This window comes from Exiguobacterium sp. s63, from assembly GCF_018617335.1.
GTDB lineage: Bacteria > Bacillota > Bacilli > Exiguobacteriales > Exiguobacteriaceae > Exiguobacterium.
In genome coordinates, this window is sequence record NZ_JACSKB010000003.1 from 121,786 (window position 1) to 141,433 (window position 19,648).

Below are 19,648 nucleotides of genomic sequence, written 5' to 3' on the forward strand. Positions count from 1 at the left end.
CTTCTTCATTAGAAGCGTCGGATATTGTCTGGGTCTTCGACATCGTTACGATACGCGCGATCGTCGAGTCCCCGTAGTTTTTCCTCACGGTCTGCTCTCTTCGTTTCTTCATCTAGCTTGTCTTGTTCCGGATCCACAGGGTGACTCGGGTCGACGGTCTGGGCCTCATGGTAAGGTTTTGAGTCGATTTCTAACCCGTCATCTGTGTGACTACCGAGATGGGTGGACGATGCGTCTTGATACGGTTTCGCATCAACCGTCACACCTTCATGATGACGACGTTCGAAATCTTCGTCCACGTAAACGAGAATTTTCCCGGCTTCCACATCGTCATAGTGGCGCTTCACTTCATCATCGCTAAGTCCCATGTTACGTAGACCGGCATGAACGTCCTCATGACCACTCAGGAAAGCACGGACCTTATCGAACCAACTCGCATGGTGGGTCGCTTCCGTATGGACATCGGTATCACGTCTTAAAATAGAGACGTTGTCTTCATGTTTCGTGACGACATAAATATGTGAATCCTCATAGCCTTTGGCGCGCAATTCTTCAATCTTGCCGATTGCTGCATCCTGTGTCTCATGCATACTGATGAATCGTTTCTCATTCATAGTCGTTCCTCCTTATAATCGTCGGTGGTCTTCTAAGCCAGAATGACCGCGTACAATCGGGTCATCTTTCGTACCTCGTGGATTCTCGTCATGGTCGTTGAACGGTTTTGCATCAAAGGCGATCCCGTCCGCTTTTTCCCCTTTATCATGGTCGAGCTCACTGTCTTTTTTATACATGTTCGGGTAGCGGTCGTATGAGTGTCGATCGATGTAGAGTAAAATTTGCCCTTCATCAATGGCGTTATAATATTGCTCTGCCTCTGCATCGTTCAGTCCCATATTACGAAGTTCGTCTCGTATCCGGTCACTCCCATGTAGAAAGGCTTTGACACGGTCGAGTAAATTGACGTCGCGGATACCGGATTCGGCATTCACATCTGTATGGTCACGTAATGCAGAAATTTCCCCGTCCCGCTTGGCGACGACATGCATATTTTTTTCGGCTTCCCCTGCAGCCTTCAATTCTTCGACTTTGTGCATGACTTCCGGTTCGGTCTGAAACAGGCCAATCATTTTTCGATCTGACATCGAATTCCCCCTTTAGAATTTCCAATCTAAAACAAGCGTCACAATAGGAGTAATTTCCGTTCTTACCATAATCGAAACAAAAAACGCCATCTCCGCTGAGGAGTGGCGCGATTAATAATAAAGCATCAGTGTATCGTCTCCGAGTGAACACCGTGTGCTCTTCCAGACATATTCGAGTAGCGTCCAAATCGCCATAAAACCACTGATTGTCAGTAAAATGAGCGCGTAAAGTGGCGTCAATTGAATAACGAATGACCAACCAAGTGTCATCAAGAGTGGCTGAATCCAAAAGATGGACGAGATGTAGACGACGACGATGAGTAAGGCGAACACGATTCGTCGTCCGAGCGTCTGAATGTGGTGGCGAAAGCGAGTCAATAAACCGAAGATGGCGCCTGTTACGAGGACGGGCAACAGGAAGGCTAAATAGTCGACCGGATATGTCGACATCGGAGCACTGAATAGACGTCCACTAAAGATATCATCGATGACGAGTAGTAAGTTGGCATAAGCGAACGCTAAAATCATTCCGAGCAACCAGCCGAAACGGTTCCAAATCCTGCGCGATGACTTGAGCGCTTGAATTTTTGTGTAGGCGAGGAAGGCGAGGTCACGTACCTCGATTTCTTTTAACGACAACTTCGCTTCATCCAATTGATTGACAGCCCAATCAAAGTCTCGGTTGGCTTGCACCTTTTCATGTGGTTTTAATTCATCCGAGGCATCAATCAACACGTGATAGCGTCGACGATATTCTTCATTTGTCTCCGGTTGCTCAATGAGAAAACGGGCGTATTCTTGAGGGTCTTGATTTAAAAGACTATCTAAAGACTGACCGCTTTTCTCTGCGTGTCGGATGTATCCAGCGAGTGCCAGTAGATGGCGGTCTGCCTCTGCCTCATTTCCAAGGAGTTCAATCAAACGCTGACGTACGGCATTAAAAAACTGTTGAACGTTCGGGTCGTGAATCATATTCGGTTCCAGGGAGATTCCTCTCCTTTCTTGGTTTGTCATAATCAAGCAGGGGGTTCGTCATTATGGGAAAGTTTTAGTGACTCAAAGTCACCTTGCTCGATGCTTCGAATCAAAATCTCGCTCCCTCCCATGTTTGTCGAGAGCGGGATGGAATACACGTCACAAAGCCGCATCAATGCGCTCACATCCGGTTCATGAGGTTGGGCAGTCAATGGGTCGCGGAAGAAAATAATCATATCCATTTCACCGCGAGCGACGGCCGCTCCAATCTCTTGATCTCCACCGAGTGGTCCTGAGCGAAAGCAATGAACAGGCAACCCGGTTGCTTCTGAAATTCGTTTTCCCGTCGTGCCCGTTGCGAATAGCTGATGCTTTTCTAGAATATGCGTATACGTTTTAATTAGCACAATCAAATCATCTTTCTTTTTGTCATGAGCCACTAAAGCGATATTCATAGCGATTCCTCCTATTTTGACTTCTCTTGTTATTCGTATCATATCTCGCGTCGTTTGACACGATTTCTCTCTTAACTTACGTACCCAATTCCAGCGAATCGTAATAATGATTCAGAAAGAGTTATTTTCAATCATGTTTGATGGTTTTGAAATATAGGTATGTAATGAATAACACTGTAAGTTGAATTCATAATTTAATTCGGTAAAGGGGGAAAGTTGGATGAACAATACGACATATAACTTCAATTCGTTCATGTCATGGCTACCAGATCTTTTGTTGGCAATTGTCATTCTCGTAGTCGGTTATATTTTGGCAAAAGTATTGGAAAACGTGACGCGAAAAGCATTGAAGAAGGCACGACTCGATGAGCGGGCCGGTATCAAAAAGGATGGGGAAAAAGGAGAAAAATGGACGCCCGAACGCATTATTGGAAAAGTGGTGTTCTTCGGGGTGTTACTCCTCGCATTCCTAATCATCTTTGAATTTATGAACGTTCCTGCAATCACAGAGCCGTTCAGTCAGATTTATGAAGGATTCTCCGGATTGATTATCGGTGTGATCAAAGCAGGCTTGATTTTACTCGTTGCTTGGGTCATCGCTACCCTTTTGAAAAAAGGGATTCAAATGGCGGGACATCGCTTAAATTTAAGCAAATTGATGGAGAAGACAGGTCAAGAATCGACAAGTGTCAACCAAACGAAATGGGTTGATACGGTCGCGAACATCGTCTTCTATCTCGTTCTCTTATTGGCGTTACCTGCTGTACTTGATGCACTCGGGCTTCGTGGGGTCAGTGGACCATTCGAAGACTTGTTGAACAGCTTCCTCGGATTCATTCCGAAACTTGTCGCAGCAGCTCTTATTTTTGCAATCGGTTATGTCGTCGCGAAGATTGTCCGCGACATTTTGACGAAGTTCCTCGAAGCAGCAGGGCTAGATCGCTTGGCAGAGCGATTCCATCTGTCTGATTATGTGAAGGGATCAAGTCTTGCGAAGGCGATCGGTACAATCGTCTTCATCTTCATCATGATTCCGGTCACGATTTCAGCTCTTGAGGCGCTCGATATTCGAGGCATCTCGGAACCGGCCATTGCGATGCTCAATGATGTACTGGTCATGATTCCAGACATTCTCGTTGCAATCGTACTCGTCCTCGTAGGGGTGTTCGTCGCAAGATGGTTGAAAGGTGTCGTCGTATCGCTCCTTGAGAACCTAGGTGTCAATTCGTTGGCTCAAAAAATGGGCTTCGGGGAACGTGCGTCTTCGATGTCAATCGCCCAAGTGGTCGGTGTCATTGTACAAGTCATCGTGATCTTGCTCTTCGTATCCGAAGCACTTCAGGTCGCGAATCTCGAATTTATGGCGTCCCTGGCGACAGCCATCTTTGCTTACTTGCCAATGGTCATTGCGGCACTCATCATCTTGGCAGTTGGCTTCTGGTTAGCCAACATGGCCGAACGCTTGGTTGGTAGTGTCCTTGTCGATGGAGCAGGACAACCTAGTGCGCTTCGCTACGTAGCGAAATATGCGATTCTCGGACTCGTCTTCTTCATGGCTATCAGTCAGCTCGGCATCGCACCGATGATTGTCAATACAGCATTCCTTCTTATTCTTGGAGCCGTCGCCCTCGCCTTCGGTCTTGCCTTTGGTCTTGGTGGTCGTGAGACGGCAGCGCGCTACTTGAAAAAGGCAGAGCAACGCATTGACGACACAGAAGTGTCAAAAGAAGGGCTCGAGCAGGAAAAAGAACAGATGAGCCGCGAAGCGGAAGCTGCGAAACAACAAGCGAAACAAGGTATGGAACAATCGAAACAAGAAGCGGAACAATCGAAGCATGAGATGAAGCGAGATGTTCAAAATCCGACGGTTGATCATGTGGAGGGACCAGAACCGAATCCATTCCACGAGAACATCACTCCGGATCAGGACAATCGATCACTTGATGATAACGATGGTCCGTTACGCCCATAAGTGATTCTTAAACGGATCTCCCACAAGGAGATCCGTTTTTTTATGTTCAACTCGGACGTCAGTTTGGTCGATAGTAAAAGAAAAGAGTGTAGGGGTGAGGGAAGTGTTTGAACGTTTTCAACGGACGCTCGTGATTAACTATATCATCGGCTCAGGATTAGCCGTCTTTGGAGTGGGTGGTGTCTTTATTTTTCAGACGCTTGACCTTTCCATTCGAGAGATTTTACTACTGTTAGGCATCATGTTGGGGTCGGGAATGATTATGATTTCTTCAGAACTGCTCTTATACCATCGCCATATTCGACCGATACGACAGCTTTTTATGACTGAGTCCCCATCGATTGACGAATTGACGTCGGCATTCGAACAAGCGAGTCGATTTCCTATTTTGACGATGCAACGGATTTTAGGTCCACATTTGTTTGGATTATCCATCCCGTCAATTGGTTTGACGACCGTCTGTATTTATAATGGCTGGATTGATTTACCGTATCGTTTGATTGGTCTCGCTGCCATTGGCGCCGTCATGATTGCGGTGTTACATGCCTTGATTGAGTACTTTTTGACAGTACGTTCGGTTGAGCCGTTACTTATATACATGAAAGAAAGGCACTTCGAACTGTATCATCAGCCTATCCATGCAACATATCGGTCATTCAGTGTCCGAACTAAATTATTGATCAGCATGCTCATTACGGGTGTCTTTCCCATCATGTTGTTCATGTTAGCATCAAGTGTGCAATTGTCGACTTCGAATCGGACGGATACGTATTGGAATTGGGCGTTCGTGATTCTTGTCATTATCGTCGGGATTGCGGTGCTATGCAGTTTCTTGCTCTATGACAATATCAAACGTCCGATTGGTCTCTTGACGTCAGGAATCGAACAGATGGAATCAGGACAACTCCAAAAAATCGAAAATCCCTATTTAGATGAGTTCGCTCAATTGATCGGGGGCTTCAACCAAATGGTCGAGACGGTGAACGCTCGGGAACAAGAGAATGCGCAACTTTTAGACAGCCTTTTCATTTTATTTGCGGCAACCCTCGATGCACGTGACCCATACACGGCCGGTCATTCAGAACGTGTGGCGATGTACTCGGTTGAACTAGCACGTGCTATTGGCTTACCTCATGCACAAGTTGATTTACTCAACAAATCGGCACTTCTTCACGATATCGGAAAAATTGGGATACGAGATGATGTGTTGTTGAAGGAAGGGAAGTTGACAGACGAAGAGTTTGCGAAAATTCAGGAACATCCGACGATTGGCATTCATATATTGAGTCAAATTCATTTACCGGCATCCCTTCAACCGATTTTAGCAGGGGTTCGGTCGCATCATGAACGAATCGACGGCAAAGGGTATCCTGACCGCTTAAGTGAGGTCGACATTCCGTTGTTCGGAAGGATCATGGCCATTGCCGATGCGTATGATGCGATGACATCAGATCGACCTTATCGCGCAGGAATGCCTGTGGAGAAGGCGCTCTCCATATTGGAAAGTGGTCGTGGGACACAATGGGACGCGGAGTTTGTAGACGTATTCATCCGACTTCGCCGTCAGGACATATCGGCATAAAAAAGGAGCGGCACCTTGTGTGCCGCTCCTTTATCATATCGTTTGAAAGATATATACCCCAAAGACAGCACCCATGACGACAACGACGAGATTGACCCGGAGGAGTGCCAAACTGGCGGCAACCATCCCGCCGAACAAGGCAGAGGAGAAGGTAGGTGTAGACGATAAGACTCCTGGAAAAATCAAGCTGGCTAACACGGCGTAAGGAACAAAAGCGAGAAATCGTTTCACGTACGGCGGCAACACTAAGGATTTTAACCAAAGTAGTGGAACGAGTCGCGGAAGATATGTGACGAGGGCAAGACCTAAAACGAGTAGAAATAGCGACATCATGTAGCTTCTTCCTCCTTAAATACCAAAGCACCGATTCCTGCCGCTAAAACAGTTGCGATGATGATTCGGATTCCGTCTGATATCGGGAAAAACGGTGTAATCCACCACTGGAGCATCGCTTGAATGCTAACGGCTAAACTCGCTACGACAAAGACGGGACGGGTCGTTAATGATGGGACGAGTAACCCGATGAACATCGCATACAATGCAATTCCCATACTCGCCTGTAACGAACTCGGAAGACCGAAGGCGAGAAAGACCCCGATCCATGTCCCGACATTCCATGCGAGAAAGGCAACCGTGTTCAACCCGAGTACGAACATACCGGAGCTAGCTTCCTTCCGAGTCGAGGCGATACTAAACGTCTCATCCGTCACACCGAACGCGATAGCAGCCAATAGTTTTCGAGACGTACTCTCAATTCGTTGGGACAGGGAGGCGGACATCAAAAAATGACGAGAGTTTAGAATGAACGTGGTCAAGATAATCTCCCAATACATCGAACCAGTCATCAACAATTGTACGGTAATGAATTGACTCGCACCGGCAAAGATTAAAAAGGACATCGATAAGGTGATGACGTTTGGTAGATGAAACGATTGTGCCAAAAGACCGAACGCGATGGCAATCGGGATATATCCGATGGCGACGGGAATCCCTGCGCGTAATCCTGCCCGAAAAGTGGGGCGCGGGGAACTAGAAGGTGTAGATTGTATAGAAGTTACCATAACAGCCCTCCTCGATGATCAAGATGATTTCTATGTCATTCGGGATGAAAGATTGGTTTCCTGCTCAAACGACAAAAAAGAGGGTATACATGTATCGTTAAGGAGGTTGATGACATGAGTCGTGCGGAAGAATTTTTGGCGTCCTATCATCGAATCGAGGATTACTTGAGTCGAGAGATGGGAGATGGCCAGCATTTCAGTTTTAGCAACATGGTGAATCGTCTCGCAAAACAAAATCCAATCATCGATCGCTATAAAGAAGATTTACATCAAATGAGTCAACTTCGAAATGCTATTGTTCATGAGCGGCGTGAACCCGATTTCATTATCGCGGAACCCCACGAGTCGCTCGTTGAATTGATTTTAGAGGTGGAGCGTGAACTGCTTCATCCACGTCTCGTCATCCCTACGTTTGCGAAATCGGTGGTGACGTTTCAGTCAGAAGATTTCTTGACGGAAGTACTCCGGGAGATTCGAGATAAAAATTATTCGCAATTCCCGGTATATCACGAAAATGGTTCGTGGCGTGGGCTATTGACGAAAAAAGGAGTGACGAGTTGGTTAGCCGAGACAATCGACGGGACCAACTTGTCACTCAAAGGCGTTCGGGTGAAACACGTGCTCCACCACGATCCACACATGCACCGATATCGATTCATTCGCAAGGATGCGACGGTCATCGAGGCGCAGCACTGCTTCACTCAAATGAAAGAGGGCGCACGATACGATGCCCTGCTCATCACAGAGACCGGAAATCCAGACGAGCCACTACTTGGCATCATCCGTCCTCAAGATTTATTGAACGCGCTCCGTTGAGGCGAGATGTTCAATGGCGACCTCGTATTGGGTAACCGTATTACCGAGAACAATCGGCTTCACTTCTGACGTCCCGTCATCACGTTTCTTATGGGCATGTTTGTAGGCGTTGCTGTCGCGCCAGTTTTCAAAACTTGCCGCGTCACGCCACGTGGTCATGATGACGACATGGTCCATCGCTGCATCAGACGTATCCGTCAACACTTGCATGCGAACAAAGCCGTCCATCGCTTCGATTCCTTTCGTTGTCTCAAAACGCGCTTTGACCACGTCGGTTTTTCCTTTTTCAACATCTAGTTTATTCATGACAATCCACATTCCGCAGTTCCCCCTAAATGAATAAGATGACTTCATTATAACGTGAACGGGGAATTGCCTGAAAAAGGATGCTCATTCAATGTTTATTCCACCACTCTTCAAACGTCCAGTTGTTTTGTTTCATGGTCGTTGCTTCGTTCACACCGACATACCGTAAGTGCCATGGTTCATAGTTGTATCCCGTAATCTTCTCTTTTCCTTTTGGATAACGAATGATGAAGCCATAGGAATGTGCGTTTTGTATCATCCACTTCCCTTCCGGTGATTGATCGAAGGATGCGTATAATCCTAAGCGCATTCGTTGACTGGTCATGTCGACGGCTAGACCTGTTTGATGTTCGCTGTGTCCGGGGATGGCTACATATTTTGAGGCATAAGAGACTCCACGTGTGTTGACGTAGTAGGTATAGAGTGACTTTTGGGTCGCATATGATCGATAAGCGCTCAGGGCATATAGCGTATACCCTTGTTTTCGACCGGCGTAGTACAATTTCGCCAAAGCATAAGCAGCCTCTGCCGTCATCAGAGTACGTTCACTTCCCTTTTGATAAACGGTTGGGATGGTTAATGTGACGAGTTGAGGGGAACGATAAGTTGAAGGAAGCCCATGTGACTTGTTGACCAGTCGTAAACGATCGGCAGATGGCATCTTCGGAATACCAGCTTTCAGATTGGCAGAGGGAGTGAAGTACTTTGTATTCCCGATATAGACGTTCGACCAACTTCGGTTATAGGTCGCGTAGCGAACCGGGACGTTCGTGCGTAACGTTTTGAGGACGGGAGAAGACTGCATGGCCCGACCGTATAAATATGTCGTTTTAATCGTGTAACCTGGTTGTGGAGATGAGGACGCCGCTATCACCGGCGATACTTGGAACAATAGCAAACAAATAATCAAGACACGCAGGGACTTCATAGCGAACGCCTCCTCAAGGATTGGATAATTCTCCTTTTCCCTGTTTTCTGAGAGACTGCACATGTTTTATCCATCTGCAGGTGGGAAGAGGATACGGCTAGGGCCCGATGAAGGTGGGCACGGAATCCGTTACAATAAAGATAACGAATGAGAACGTAGAAAGGAGTGAGCGAATGGAAGTCTTATTTGGATTACCACTGTTGTTGCTCGTCCTATTCTTTGCCTTTTTATACTTTAATATTAAAGGGCTATCGAATATGTGGAAGGATTATAACCGGACAAAATCGATGATTCCACTTGGCTTTTTCATCGTCGGGATTATCGGAATTTTCACAGGAGTTTGGACATGGCTTGTCATTTTGATTTACTATGTCGTCCGACCAAAAGACTAAACACTGTATGCGGACGCATACGGTGTTTTTGCTATACTAAGGACGAGGTGTTGAGATGGAAAAATTAATAAAAGCATGGTTCATCGTGACGTTGATCACGTTCGGGATCTTTAAACTTGGCGAAGTGATGACGCAACCTTATTCAGAAGCACCGAGTGAGGGGAATGTATATTGGATTGTGCTCTTGATTGGGTGGCCATTTGTTCTTCTATTCATGTGGATCACTGTCCGGTTAACGCTTCGAGTTGTCGCTTCTGTTCGACTATTTGGAAAGATTGGACTAGCAATCGGTAGTCTCATCATGGCTGGGATTGCCTGGGTAACGAATCAATCGCAAGCGGCGTCACTTCGAGAAGGAATTCGGGTATCCACGAATGAGTCTTTCGCAGAAGGATGGAATCAATTCACAAATATCATTTACATGAATCAGTTGACGTTCTTCTTTTTGACCGTTAGCTGTATGGGGATTGGTATCTTACTTTCATTCATGCCATTTCAAAAGCAGCAAGAAGAACCCGAATGAGCGTTCTCCTGCTGTTTTTTAGTGCATCAGAAGTTGGATCTGGCCGAACAAAAGCAAGAGGAGGATGATGCCGACGACGATGAGAAATCCCCAGTCGTTCATTCGTTTCGTCATACTGAACGTCTCCTTCATAAAACTGAATATTGATTCGTTCTTAGTATAGTCAGCCTCTTAAAAGAGAGTAGGATGAATAAATCACCAGGTTAAAAAAAGAAGCAGCTCATCGCTCAATCACAGGTCAGCGGGTTTAACGGGTGATGAATCGGGAACAGTAGAATCGTATGTTGATTTTTTAAGGAGGAATTGAGTATGTCGAAACATGTACTGATTGTCACAACGTCAGCGAATCAATTATCAAACGGTCATGCAACGGGACTTTGGCTTGAGGAGTTTGCCGTACCTTACTTGTTATTCGAAAAAGAAGGATACAAGGTGACGGTCGCAAGTATCGAAGGTGGAGACGTGCCAATCGATGCGAATAGTTTAGAAGATGATTTGTCCGAAGAGATTTTAAATACTCGTGAGTTGCTCAAAGATACGGCCCGACTCGATCAAGTGGCAGACGAGTCGTACGATGCTGTCTTTTTACCAGGTGGTCATGGAACAGTCGTTGATTTCCCAGGAAATGAAACGTTACAACGTGTCGTTCGTGACGTATGTGAGAGTGGGAATATTGTTGGAGCAGTTTGCCATGGACCAATTGGTTTGGTGAATGTGAAGCTCAGCAATGATGAGCCACTCGTTAAGGATAAACAAGTGACTGGGTTCACTGATGCAGAAGAAAAAGAAATGCAGCTCGATTCTGCCGTACCGTTCTTACTTGAAACGGGACTACGCAATCAAGGTGGGCAGTTCAAAGGAGCTGACAACTGGGCGGTGAACGTGGCGGTTGATGAGCGACTCGTCACAGGACAAAACCCGCAGTCTTCTGAAGCAGTCGGGAAAGAGCTTGTCAAATTACTCGGATAATTGAGTGAAGCAACTTCGAATGTCGAAGTTGCTTTTTGTTTTGGACATATGTCCTATTCAAGTCCTCTTCCTTTTCGTAAAGTCATACGGAGAGAAAGGGGAATGACATGGGAATTTTATTTGCCATCTTATCTGGGACGTTCATCGCCCTCCAAGGAATCTTTAATGCGAAATTAGGAGATGCGGTCGGGGCATGGATGTCGGTCACCATCGTTCACTTCGTTGGACTTTTATTGGCACTTGCAATTTATTTCTTCAAGCGGGATGCGGACATGACAGCCTTCAAGCGTGTACCTTGGTATTATAGTTTAGGAGGATTGTTCGGCGTATTCGTTGTATTCGGCGAATTGACGGCGATTCAACAACTAGGGGTCACATGGGCCATCTGTGTATTGCTTGTAGCGCAATTGATAGGAGCCTTTATCATCGATTTGAATGGCTGGTTTGGGGTCAAACGGAAACCGATGAACACGGGACAGGTCATGGGACTCGTCTTGATGGTCGTTGGCATCGGAATTTATACATTTTCTTAAGGAGTTCACTTTACATGATGAATGTTATGGATGCACTGACACGATTGCAGTGGAATCATCTATTTTCGAATGAAACGCTTGAGTCCTCGTCTTTGGTGACATATGCGTCCGGGACCATGTTATGTTCGAACGATCAGCATATTGAATCTTTATTCGTCGTCCTTGAAGGGCGTGTCAAAATTTATACGCTCAGTGAAGAAGGGAAGCTTCGATTATTACGGCTAAAAGCAGCTCCTACGCTGATTGGGGATATCGAGTATGCGAGCGGGCGTAACGTCTTGCATACGGTTGAAGCGGTCGGTCCCGTTACGTGTCTGCGTATCCCGTTCGAGGCGCTTCGACGATATAATCGAACGGTCGAATTCACGGAGCATCTGTTACGAGGCGTATCCGAAAAATTATTCATTGAGGCGAACGCTTCATCCAACCATCTCATGTCGACTCTTGAAGAGCGGTTGGCCGGTTACTTGATTTCTCTCAGTGAATCCGGGAATGAACTGTTTCAAGCGGAGATGAGTCAACTGAAACGAAAAGAAGTCGCAGAATGGCTTGGGACGAGTTATCGTCACTTGAACCGAACGCTACAGGCATTCGTCGATGAAGGATTGGTCAAACGAACGAGAAAAGAAGTGATCATCTTAAACAGTGAGCGATTAAAGGAACGTGCGAACGGCATGTTTTATGAGTGAGGAGGGGTTATATGATTTTTGGGATCATCTGTTCGGCAGTGGCTGGGGCATTTATTAGCGTACAGGCGGCGGTCAACGCGAAAATGAATACAAATTTAGGGGCTTGGGCCACCACGGTATTGGTCTTTATCGTTGGTTTGGTCGGATCCATCATCCCGTTAGTATTATTTGGAGGAAATCTTGCTGGATTACGTGACTTGTCTCCAATCTATTGGCTCGGTGGTTTGCTTGGGGTCGGTGTCGTGTACTGTGTCATGCGAAGCATCCAGCTACTTGGACCGACTTTGTCCGTGTCACTCATTCTCGTGTCACAACTCATTTGGGCATTAGTCGTCGATTTGTACGGCGCCTTCGGGATGCCTCAAATCACGTTATCAGCTGGACAAGTCGTTGGGCTTACGGTCCTGCTCGTCGGAGTGATTCTCTTTAAACAGTCTCAGACGGCAGCCCTCGCCAAACAAGCTGTCAACGAAGCCACTTCATAAGGAGTGGCTATTTTTTCGAGCAAAACGGGTACAGGTTGGTAACGATTTTTTGTTAAAATGAAGCAGTATGGTTTAAAAATAGCTGAGGTGATGAAAAAAGTGGATTCTTCCATAGTGATTGATTTGTTGATTGTTTTGTTTTTGATTGTGTTGAACGGGATTTTTGCGATGACAGAAATTGCGCTCATCTCATCGAAACCTGCAAAACTTGAGGTTGAAGCAAATCGAGGGAAGCGAAGTGCAAAGATTGCGCTTCATTATTCGAAAGACCCGACAGATTTGTTGTCGACCGTTCAAGTCGGAATCACATTGATTGGGATTATTAACGGGGCCTACGGGGGCGCGCGCTTCTCGGCACCGCTCGCATCGGCGTTTGAACAAGCCGGAATGAGTACGCAATATGCCGGAACCGTTGCTTACGTGGCCGTTGTTACCATCATCACATATCTATCCTTGATTATTGGTGAATTGGTCCCGAAACGGATCGCGCTCGTCTCGCCTGAAAAAGTCACGATGGCGATTATTCCCTCGCTCGATCTATTCAGTAAGGTGATGCGCCCGTTCATTTGGATTTTATCGAAATCGACGCTTTTCTTATTCAAGCTACTTGGATTGAAGGCGGAACAGACGAGTGGGGAGACCGAACTCGAGATCAAACAACTCTTGTTTGAAGGCGCACAGCAAGGACAGTTTGCCCATGAAGAAGTTCGGCAAGTTGAACGGGTCTTTGCGTTTCATGATCAATTGATTTATGAGCTCATGCAACCACGGACGACACTCGAATGGGTCGATTTAGAAGATGACATGGACGATATGAAGAAATCGATCTATGAAAGTAAACATAACAAGTTGCCGGTCGGCCGTGATTCGCTTGACGATTTTGTCGGGTACATCGATGTACGTGACATTTTGACGTTACCGACGTTGCGTGAGCCGTCACAGATTTTGAAGCGCATCAAACAGCCGCTCATCGTCCCAAAACAGCGAGAGGCGAGTCAAGTGCTTCAGATGATGCAGAAAAATGGTGTCGAAATTGCATTCGTCTTAGATGAATATGGTGGATTCCTCGGCATGGTCACATTGTTCGATATTTTAGAAGAAATCGTCGGAGAAGTCATGATTGAAGAAGATACACCGGAAGTGGTTCGTCGTGAAGATGGATCATATTTAGCGGATGGATTGCTCGGAATCGAGGATTTGAAACGAACGTTCGAGATTCGGGATGACCGATTCGACGAAGGACGTAACTCCTATCATACGCTCGCAGGACTCGTCATTTATGCACTGGGCGATTTTCCGAAACGGGGCGATGTGGTTGAAGCGTACGGACTTCGCTTTGAAGTCGTAGATATGGACGGGAAGCGTGTCGACCAGGTTCTTGTCTCAGAGCTACAAGAACCAATCACAGAAGAGGACTGATGCATCGCATCAGCCCTCTTTTTTGTATGTCATCCATGTTCGTTGTAACGCGCCTAACAAGACGTGAGCCGTGTGCAACATCGCCCGTTCATCCACATCGAAGCGAGGATGATGATGAGGGAAGATTGCGGAGAGCTCGGGATTCCCTGCCCCTGTGAAGAAAAAACTACCTGGAACATGTTCCATATAATACGCAAAGTCTTCTCCGACCATGAGCGGTGCCATCTCAATGACACCGTCTGCGCCGACGACGTCAAGTGCGCTCTCGCGAACGAGTTCTGTTTCCCTCATATGATTGATGACAGCCGGATATCCTTTTATATACTCCAATTCATAATCGGCATCACTCGCCTCACAGACGGAACGGATGATCCGTTCCATATCAGAGATGATTTTTTCTTGTATCTCCCGAGTGAATGTACGCACGGTACCAGATAATCTCGCTTCTTCGGCAATGACGTTGAACGCTTGTCCGGAGTGGAGCGTCCCGATGGTCAACACGGCAGGTTCAAGCGGATCGACTCGGCGGCTGACCACCTGTTGGAGATGATTCGCCACGTTCACAGCGACCATAAGGGCATCGACCGTATGTTGAGGAATCGCGCCGTGTCCGCCCTTTCCTGTAATAGTCAATTCAAAGCGATCAGCCGCAGCCATGACAGGTCCAGCTTTTACACCGATCGTTCCGAACGGGAGTGGCGTCCAGATGTGCGCACCGTATATATAATCCACGTTGTCGAGACAACCGTCTTCAATCATCGGTTTGGCACCACCTGGAGCCAATTCCTCAGCAAATTGATGAATCAATACGACATCTCCAGGAAGAGGCATCTCGGTCAGTACTTTTGCAAGAACGAGGAGTGTCGCCGTATGGGCATCATGTCCACAAGCATGCATCACACCGTTCACTTTTGAACGATAGGGAACGTCCTTCAGATCTTGAATGGGAAGCGCATCAAAATCAGCACGTAACGCAATGGTCGGACCATCCCCGCCTTTGATTCGACCGACGACCCCATTACCGCCAACGTGCTCACGTACTTCGATTCCAAGTTCACGGAGATAAGAAGCGATCATCTTCGGTGTCTCGACTTCTTGGAAAGATAGTTCTGGATACTGATGAAAATGACGTCTTAGCGACACCATCTCTTCGAACAACTCAGTCAAACGTATTTCGGCATTCGTGACAACCATTGCGTACACTCCTTTGTGACCCTCGCGTCAAGAATTGAATTCATTTACAGTTTTTTATGAAAGTTAAGCTTATCTTATACGAGTAAAGGGAATTAATACAGGAGAAACTGAAGAAATGAGGTGCTATCATGGGGTGGATTATTGCGATTGTAGCGGTTGTCGTGCTCGTACTCATCTATTTTTCAATGTACAACGGGCTCGTCAAATATCGAAATTGGGTCGATGAGGCATGGGCTCAAATCGATGTGCAATTGAAGCGGCGGTATGATTTGATTCCAAACCTGGTTGAAACGGTAAAGGGCTATGCGAAACACGAACAAGAAACGCTTGCGAAGGTCGTCGAGCTTAGAAATCAGCTCGGAGAAAAGTCGAATCGTCAGGATCAGATGGCGGTGAACGATCAACTGAGCGGAGCATTAAAAAATTTGTTCGCGCTTCGTGAAGCGTACCCGGATTTGAAGGCGAACGAGAACTTTAAGATGTTACAGGAAGAATTGACACAGACGGAAAATAAGGTGGCGTACTCGCGCCAACTCTATAACAATACGGTCATGAAATATAATACGAAAATCGAATCGGTCCCAACGAACATCATCGCTTCCGTCCATCATTTCGAAAAGCGCGATATGCTCGAGGCTCGTGCCGAAGAGCGCGAGAACGTTCGCGTCTCGTTTTGATGAATCGAGGTGGCAGCTATGCTCCTCTATGAACAAATTCGTAAGAATAAAATCAAGACGGTCTTCATCGTCACAGGATTTGTCTTGTTTGTCCTTCTTGTCGGAGCGGCCATTTCCTATGTCAATTATGGGGACGCACTCCCAGGATTGATTTTCACACCCGTCTTCTCGTTGTTTTATGTTGGCATCGTGATCATGTCGAGCACGAACATCGTCATGAAGATGAATCGGGCGCAAGAAGTGACTTCGGTGGAAGAGCATCGTTTTTTATGGCATACGGTCGAAAACATGGCAATGGTCGCGCGAGTACCGATGCCTCGTATCTTTATCATCAACGACCCGTCCCCGAACGCCTTTGCGACCGGACTGAAACCGGAAAAGGCAGCCGTCGCCGTCACGACAGGACTATTAGAACGACTCTCACGAGAAGAAGTAGAGGGTGTCATCGCGCATGAGGTCGCACACATTAAAAATTATGATGTACGACTCTCAACGGTCACGCTCGCACTCGTGTCAGTCATCGCCATCATGAGCGATATTGGATCGCGAATGCTCTTTTTCCGAAGTATTGGTGGTGGACGACGTGATCAGAATCAGAATCCCATCTTTTTGATTATCGGACTCGTCTTGTTAGTATTAGCACCGCTTATCGCCATGCTCATCAATATGGCGATTTCACGGAATCGTGAGTTCTTGGCAGATGCGAGTGGGGCGGAACTGACCCGGAACCCGGATGCGCTCGCTTCAGCGCTTGAGAAGATTGCGAACGTCGAGACGCCGGTCGAGCAAGCGTCGAGTGCCTCGGCACCGCTTTACTTCTCCGACCCACTTAAGAAGAAAGTGAGCGGTCTGTTCTCGACGCACCCGGATCCGGTCGAGCGTATTTCCCGACTTCGTCAAATGTAAATAAGAGCCTATCCGTTGCGGTAGGCTCTTTATGTTACACTGAATTGGGAAAATAAGGAGGTGGGTAAGTTGAGTAAAAAGAAATACATAGGGTATGGTCTGATCTTCTGTGTCGTCATTTTCTTATCGGGTTCGATATTCAATAATCCAATTTGGCAATTGATGCGTGTCATCATGTGGCTGACGCAATACATCTTGCCGTGGATTTTCCTCTACTATTTCATTCAATTCTATCAACAATATGCAGCCAAACAAGAAAAGCCACCTGAATGAGGTGGCTTTCGACGTTTATCCGACACGGTGGCTACGGATTTTTTCAATCTCATCGAGGACGAACTGGACGTTTGTACCGACAATGACTTGAATGTGGTTTGGACTGACGACTTTGATTCCTGGGATACCCGCTTTCTTGATTTGATCTTGGTTGACTGTATCCATGTCCTTCACATCGACGCGTAGGCGTGTGATGCAAGACTCGATGCCTGTGACGTTGCTGTCACCGCCAAGACCGTCATAAATCATATTTGCCATCGCTGAGTATTCGCTACCTGAAGCAGATGCGACTGGAGCCACTTTCGTTTCACCGTCTGCTGTCTCACTTGCAACCGCATCGACAACTTCATCTGGTTCACGACCTGGCGTCGCCAAGTTGAGTTTCACAATCATGAAGCGGAAGATGGCGTAGTAGATGACTGCGAACACAAGACCTTGAACGATGAGCATGTACGGTTGGTTCGCAAGCGGCAAGCGTGAGCTTAAGATAAAGTCGACCAAGCCTGCGCTAAATCCGAAGCCGGCTGTCCATTGGAACGTTGCCGCAACGAAGAGCGAAATTCCTGTAAGGACGGCGTGGACAAGGTAAAGAACAGGTGCGAGGAACATGAATGAGAACTCGAGTGGTTCTGTTACCCCTGTGAAGAATGAAGCGAATGCCGCTGCGAGAAGAAGCGAAGCCGCTTGTTTCTTCCGTTTTGTTTTCGCTGTATGGTACATCGCGAGTGCTGCGGCCGGAAGACCGAACATCATGATTGGGAAGTAACCTGCTTGGTACATCCCCGTCACACCTTTTTCACCTTGACCTGACCAGAAGTTTCCGATGTCGTTGATTCCTGCGACGTCGAACCAAAATACCGAGTTGAGGGCGTGGTGGAGACCAGTTGGAATCAAGAGACGGTTAAAGAATCCGTAAAGTCCAGCACCGAATGCGCCGAGTTTTGAAATCGATTCTCCGAATCCGACGAGACCTGTATAGACGACCGGCCAGATGAAGTAAAGGGCGACCGATACGAGAATCATCGAGAAGGCTGTCATGATTGGTACGAGACGCTTCCCACTAAAGAAGGCGAGAGCATCCGGTAGTTTGACTTGACTGAAGCGATTGTACATGGAAGCGGCGACGAGACCAGATAAAATCCCGACGAATGCGTTCCCGATTTTGCCGAATGCCGGGTTAACGGCTTCGACGTCAATTCCTTGGAATAACGCAACCGTTCCTGCAGAGAGAAGCGTTGTGACCGTCAAGAAGGCAACGAGCCCACTGAGTGCTGCTGAACCGTCGCGGTTCTTAGCCATTCCGAGCGCAACCCCGACTGCGAAAAGAATTGGAATGTTATCGATAATAGCGGCCCCTGCTTTAATTAAGAATGCAGCGGCAATGTTTTCAGATCCCCAGCCGACTGGGTCAATCCAATAACCAATCCCCATGAGAATGGCAGCAGCCGGAAGTACGGCGACCGGTAACATGAGGGAACGTCCGAGACGTTGGAAAAAGTTCATCATTGTTAATTTCCTCCTTTTTGATGGTGTTGATCTTGTAGACGTTGAATGTGGAGCGTAATATAACCAAGTTCTGACTCGGGCAAGACGACGCCATATGTCTCTTCCATTTCTTTCGCGACATCAGATGCGCACGCATAGGCAGACGTGAATTTCGTCTGAATCATGCGAAGCATGTCTTCATCAATCGTGTGATGATCGTAATGGTTGACCCGATCCATGACGAATCGTAAATGAGTTAATAATCGTTGGTAGGATAAGTCATCTTCTTCAATGGATACATCGAGTCGTCGTGAAATCGATTGAATCATGTCGCGGACAATCGTTGTCTGTTTGACCGTCTTGCGTAAATCACCTCCTTTCACTTTCATCGTATGGATATGAAGCGCGATGAACGCGGCTTCGTCTTTCGGCATTTGAACGTTCAGTTTTTCAGCAATATGTTCGATTGCCCATAGTCCAATTTCGTACTCATTCCGATAGAGGATTTTAATCTCATTCAACAGTTTGTTGCGTAACGAGATGCCATCCATTTCCCGCTCGATGGCAAACGAGATATGGTCGGTCAACACAAGGTGGATATGTTCGTTGAACGATGTCTCGAGACGTTTTTCCGCATACGAGATAATATCCTCGGAAACGGTAAAGTGTTCAACAGGAATCCTGCTCAACAACTGTTGGAACTTGTCATTCTCTGGCATGATGAATAGTTTTTCAATTTTGTGGGGATTCACGATGTCGTTTTTCGCTTTTTTAAATGCGACGCCTGGCCCAATCGCAATCTTTTCTTCACCCTCGTCTGAGACGATGACCGCATTGTTGTTTAGAATCTTTTTGATTTTAATCAT

24 protein-coding genes are annotated in these 19,648 nt (G+C 46.9%); 13 read left to right on the forward strand and 11 right to left on the reverse strand.

Annotation, left to right across the window (positions count from 1 at the left end; all coding sequences use genetic code 11):
• Window positions 1-8: 8 nt before the first annotated feature.
• The 4 genes from KNO90_RS11025 to mgsA form a co-directional block, all read right to left on the reverse strand.
• Window positions 9-614 (reverse strand): YflT domain-containing protein, encoded by a 606-nt coding sequence (locus tag KNO90_RS11025; protein WP_215113605.1) that lies wholly within the window; start codon window positions 612-614, stop codon window positions 9-11.
• A 12-nt stretch (window positions 615-626) separates the two neighbouring features.
• On the reverse strand, window positions 627-1,142 hold the full coding sequence (locus KNO90_RS11030; protein WP_214742519.1) for a YflT domain-containing protein: 516 nt from the start codon (window positions 1,140-1,142) through the stop codon (window positions 627-629).
• Window positions 1,143-1,253: 111 nt separating this feature from the next.
• Window positions 1,254-2,156, reverse strand: a complete 903-nt coding sequence (locus KNO90_RS11035; RefSeq protein WP_251127452.1) for a hypothetical protein — start codon at window positions 2,154-2,156, stop codon at window positions 1,254-1,256.
• 2 nt (window positions 2,157-2,158) lie between these two features.
• Window positions 2,159-2,572, reverse strand: a complete 414-nt coding sequence (mgsA, locus tag KNO90_RS11040) for a methylglyoxal synthase (RefSeq protein WP_214742521.1) — start codon at window positions 2,570-2,572, stop codon at window positions 2,159-2,161.
• Window positions 2,573-2,792: 220 nt separating this feature from the next.
• Between mgsA and KNO90_RS11045 the strand changes: the two genes are divergently transcribed.
• Both KNO90_RS11045 and KNO90_RS11050 read left to right on the forward strand, forming a co-directional pair.
• Window positions 2,793-4,544 carry a mechanosensitive ion channel gene (locus tag KNO90_RS11045; RefSeq protein WP_214742522.1) on the forward strand — a complete coding sequence of 584 codons (1,752 nt, stop codon included), beginning with the start codon at window positions 2,793-2,795 and terminating at the stop codon, window positions 4,542-4,544.
• Window positions 4,545-4,647: 103 nt separating this feature from the next.
• Window positions 4,648-6,126 carry an HD-GYP domain-containing protein gene (locus tag KNO90_RS11050; protein WP_215113606.1) on the forward strand — a complete coding sequence of 493 codons (1,479 nt, stop codon included), beginning with the start codon at window positions 4,648-4,650 and terminating at the stop codon, window positions 6,124-6,126.
• 33 nt (window positions 6,127-6,159) lie between these two features.
• Here KNO90_RS11050 and KNO90_RS11055 read toward each other — a convergent pair whose 3' ends face one another.
• Both KNO90_RS11055 and KNO90_RS11060 read right to left on the reverse strand, forming a co-directional pair.
• On the reverse strand, window positions 6,160-6,459 hold the full coding sequence (locus KNO90_RS11055; RefSeq protein WP_214742524.1) for an AzlD domain-containing protein: 300 nt from the start codon (window positions 6,457-6,459) through the stop codon (window positions 6,160-6,162).
• Window positions 6,456-7,187: an AzlC family ABC transporter permease gene (locus KNO90_RS11060; RefSeq protein WP_214742525.1), complete on the reverse strand. Its 732-nt coding sequence runs from the start codon at window positions 7,185-7,187 to the stop codon at window positions 6,456-6,458. The genes KNO90_RS11055 and KNO90_RS11060 overlap by 4 nt, the downstream gene beginning before the upstream one ends.
• A gap of 114 nt (window positions 7,188-7,301) precedes the next feature.
• Here KNO90_RS11060 and KNO90_RS11065 point away from each other — a divergent pair, with 114 nt between their 5' ends.
• Window positions 7,302-8,003 (forward strand): CBS domain-containing protein, encoded by a 702-nt coding sequence (locus tag KNO90_RS11065; protein ID WP_215113607.1) that lies wholly within the window; start codon window positions 7,302-7,304, stop codon window positions 8,001-8,003.
• Here the strand turns inward: KNO90_RS11065 and KNO90_RS11070 are convergent.
• Window positions 7,983-8,321 (reverse strand): antibiotic biosynthesis monooxygenase, encoded by a 339-nt coding sequence (locus tag KNO90_RS11070; RefSeq protein ID WP_214742527.1) that lies wholly within the window; start codon window positions 8,319-8,321, stop codon window positions 7,983-7,985. The genes KNO90_RS11065 and KNO90_RS11070 overlap by 21 nt on opposite strands.
• A 76-nt stretch (window positions 8,322-8,397) precedes the next feature.
• Window positions 8,398-9,237, reverse strand: coding sequence for a M15 family metallopeptidase (locus tag KNO90_RS11075; protein WP_214742528.1), 840 nt, complete (start codon window positions 9,235-9,237; stop codon window positions 8,398-8,400).
• Between the two features lie 173 nt (window positions 9,238-9,410).
• Between KNO90_RS11075 and KNO90_RS11080 the strand changes: the two genes are divergently transcribed.
• From KNO90_RS11080 to KNO90_RS11110, 7 genes are all read left to right on the forward strand, one after another.
• Window positions 9,411-9,629, forward strand: a complete 219-nt coding sequence (locus KNO90_RS11080) for a hypothetical protein (RefSeq protein WP_074036747.1) — start codon at window positions 9,411-9,413, stop codon at window positions 9,627-9,629.
• Window positions 9,630-9,684: 55 nt separating this feature from the next.
• On the forward strand, window positions 9,685-10,152 hold the full coding sequence (locus KNO90_RS11085) for a hypothetical protein (RefSeq protein WP_214742529.1): 468 nt from the start codon (window positions 9,685-9,687) through the stop codon (window positions 10,150-10,152).
• Between the two features lie 309 nt (window positions 10,153-10,461).
• Window positions 10,462-11,121, forward strand: a complete 660-nt coding sequence (locus KNO90_RS11090; protein WP_215113608.1) for a type 1 glutamine amidotransferase domain-containing protein — start codon at window positions 10,462-10,464, stop codon at window positions 11,119-11,121.
• Window positions 11,122-11,228: 107 nt separating this feature from the next.
• Window positions 11,229-11,654, forward strand: a complete 426-nt coding sequence (locus tag KNO90_RS11095) for a DMT family transporter (protein ID WP_214742531.1) — start codon at window positions 11,229-11,231, stop codon at window positions 11,652-11,654.
• A 14-nt stretch (window positions 11,655-11,668) separates the two neighbouring features.
• Window positions 11,669-12,343, forward strand: coding sequence for a Crp/Fnr family transcriptional regulator (locus KNO90_RS11100; RefSeq protein ID WP_214742532.1), 675 nt, complete (start codon window positions 11,669-11,671; stop codon window positions 12,341-12,343).
• 11 nt (window positions 12,344-12,354) lie between these two features.
• Window positions 12,355-12,828 carry a DMT family transporter gene (locus KNO90_RS11105; RefSeq protein WP_215113609.1) on the forward strand — a complete coding sequence of 158 codons (474 nt, stop codon included), beginning with the start codon at window positions 12,355-12,357 and terminating at the stop codon, window positions 12,826-12,828.
• A 90-nt stretch (window positions 12,829-12,918) separates the two neighbouring features.
• Complete coding sequence (locus KNO90_RS11110; RefSeq protein WP_214742534.1) at window positions 12,919-14,247, forward strand: hemolysin family protein; 1,329 nt, start codon at window positions 12,919-12,921, stop codon at window positions 14,245-14,247.
• A 9-nt stretch (window positions 14,248-14,256) separates the two neighbouring features.
• Here the strand turns inward: KNO90_RS11110 and KNO90_RS11115 are convergent, their stop codons facing one another.
• On the reverse strand, window positions 14,257-15,441 hold the full coding sequence (locus KNO90_RS11115) for an amidohydrolase (RefSeq protein WP_215113610.1): 1,185 nt from the start codon (window positions 15,439-15,441) through the stop codon (window positions 14,257-14,259).
• 125 nt (window positions 15,442-15,566) lie between these two features.
• Between KNO90_RS11115 and KNO90_RS11120 the strand changes: the two genes are divergently transcribed.
• From KNO90_RS11120 to KNO90_RS11130, 3 genes are all read left to right on the forward strand, one after another.
• Window positions 15,567-16,118 (forward strand): LemA family protein, encoded by a 552-nt coding sequence (locus tag KNO90_RS11120; RefSeq protein WP_353047833.1) that lies wholly within the window; start codon window positions 15,567-15,569, stop codon window positions 16,116-16,118.
• Between the two features lie 18 nt (window positions 16,119-16,136).
• Complete coding sequence (htpX, locus tag KNO90_RS11125; RefSeq protein ID WP_215113611.1) at window positions 16,137-17,024, forward strand: zinc metalloprotease HtpX; 888 nt, start codon at window positions 16,137-16,139, stop codon at window positions 17,022-17,024.
• 69 nt (window positions 17,025-17,093) lie between these two features.
• Window positions 17,094-17,297: a hypothetical protein gene (locus tag KNO90_RS11130; RefSeq protein ID WP_214742536.1), complete on the forward strand. Its 204-nt coding sequence runs from the start codon at window positions 17,094-17,096 to the stop codon at window positions 17,295-17,297.
• 15 nt (window positions 17,298-17,312) lie between these two features.
• Here the strand turns inward: KNO90_RS11130 and nagE are convergent, their stop codons facing one another.
• Both nagE and KNO90_RS11140 read right to left on the reverse strand, forming a co-directional pair.
• Window positions 17,313-18,803: an N-acetylglucosamine-specific PTS transporter subunit IIBC gene (gene nagE / locus KNO90_RS11135; protein WP_214742537.1), complete on the reverse strand. Its 1,491-nt coding sequence runs from the start codon at window positions 18,801-18,803 to the stop codon at window positions 17,313-17,315.
• A gap of 2 nt (window positions 18,804-18,805) precedes the next feature.
• Window positions 18,806-19,648 (reverse strand): PRD domain-containing protein, encoded by an 843-nt coding sequence (locus KNO90_RS11140; protein ID WP_251127446.1) that lies wholly within the window; start codon window positions 19,646-19,648, stop codon window positions 18,806-18,808.

Coding starts and splice junctions, on each gene's coding strand:
- KNO90_RS11025 (WP_215113605.1), bottom strand. CDS start 614: ATGAATGAGAAACGATTCATCAGTATGCATGAGACACAGGATGCAGCA.
- KNO90_RS11030 (WP_214742519.1), bottom strand. CDS start 1,142: ATGTCAGATCGAAAAATGATTGGCCTGTTTCAGACCGAACCGGAAGTC.
- KNO90_RS11035 (WP_251127452.1), bottom strand. CDS start 2,156: ATGACAAACCAAGAAAGGAGAGGAATCTCCCTGGAACCGAATATGATT.
- mgsA (WP_214742521.1), bottom strand. CDS start 2,572: ATGAATATCGCTTTAGTGGCTCATGACAAAAAGAAAGATGATTTGATT.
- KNO90_RS11045 (WP_214742522.1), top strand. CDS start 2,793: ATGAACAATACGACATATAACTTCAATTCGTTCATGTCATGGCTACCA.
- KNO90_RS11055 (WP_214742524.1), bottom strand. CDS start 6,459: ATGATGTCGCTATTTCTACTCGTTTTAGGTCTTGCCCTCGTCACATAT.
- KNO90_RS11060 (WP_214742525.1), bottom strand. CDS start 7,187: ATGGTAACTTCTATACAATCTACACCTTCTAGTTCCCCGCGCCCCACT.
- KNO90_RS11065 (WP_215113607.1), top strand. CDS start 7,302: ATGAGTCGTGCGGAAGAATTTTTGGCGTCCTATCATCGAATCGAGGAT.
- KNO90_RS11070 (WP_214742527.1), bottom strand. CDS start 8,321: ATGTGGATTGTCATGAATAAACTAGATGTTGAAAAAGGAAAAACCGAC.
- KNO90_RS11075 (WP_214742528.1), bottom strand. CDS start 9,237: ATGAAGTCCCTGCGTGTCTTGATTATTTGTTTGCTATTGTTCCAAGTA.
- KNO90_RS11080 (WP_074036747.1), top strand. CDS start 9,411: ATGGAAGTCTTATTTGGATTACCACTGTTGTTGCTCGTCCTATTCTTT.
- KNO90_RS11085 (WP_214742529.1), top strand. CDS start 9,685: ATGGAAAAATTAATAAAAGCATGGTTCATCGTGACGTTGATCACGTTC.
- KNO90_RS11090 (WP_215113608.1), top strand. CDS start 10,462: ATGTCGAAACATGTACTGATTGTCACAACGTCAGCGAATCAATTATCA.
- KNO90_RS11095 (WP_214742531.1), top strand. CDS start 11,229: ATGGGAATTTTATTTGCCATCTTATCTGGGACGTTCATCGCCCTCCAA.
- KNO90_RS11100 (WP_214742532.1), top strand. CDS start 11,669: ATGATGAATGTTATGGATGCACTGACACGATTGCAGTGGAATCATCTA.
- KNO90_RS11105 (WP_215113609.1), top strand. CDS start 12,355: ATGATTTTTGGGATCATCTGTTCGGCAGTGGCTGGGGCATTTATTAGC.
- KNO90_RS11110 (WP_214742534.1), top strand. CDS start 12,919: ATGAAAAAAGTGGATTCTTCCATAGTGATTGATTTGTTGATTGTTTTG.
- KNO90_RS11115 (WP_215113610.1), bottom strand. CDS start 15,441: ATGGTTGTCACGAATGCCGAAATACGTTTGACTGAGTTGTTCGAAGAG.
- htpX (WP_215113611.1), top strand. CDS start 16,137: ATGCTCCTCTATGAACAAATTCGTAAGAATAAAATCAAGACGGTCTTC.
- nagE (WP_214742537.1), bottom strand. CDS start 18,803: ATGATGAACTTTTTCCAACGTCTCGGACGTTCCCTCATGTTACCGGTC.
- KNO90_RS11140 (WP_251127446.1), bottom strand. CDS start 19,648: ATGATTAAAATCAAAAAGATTCTAAACAACAATGCGGTCATCGTCTCA.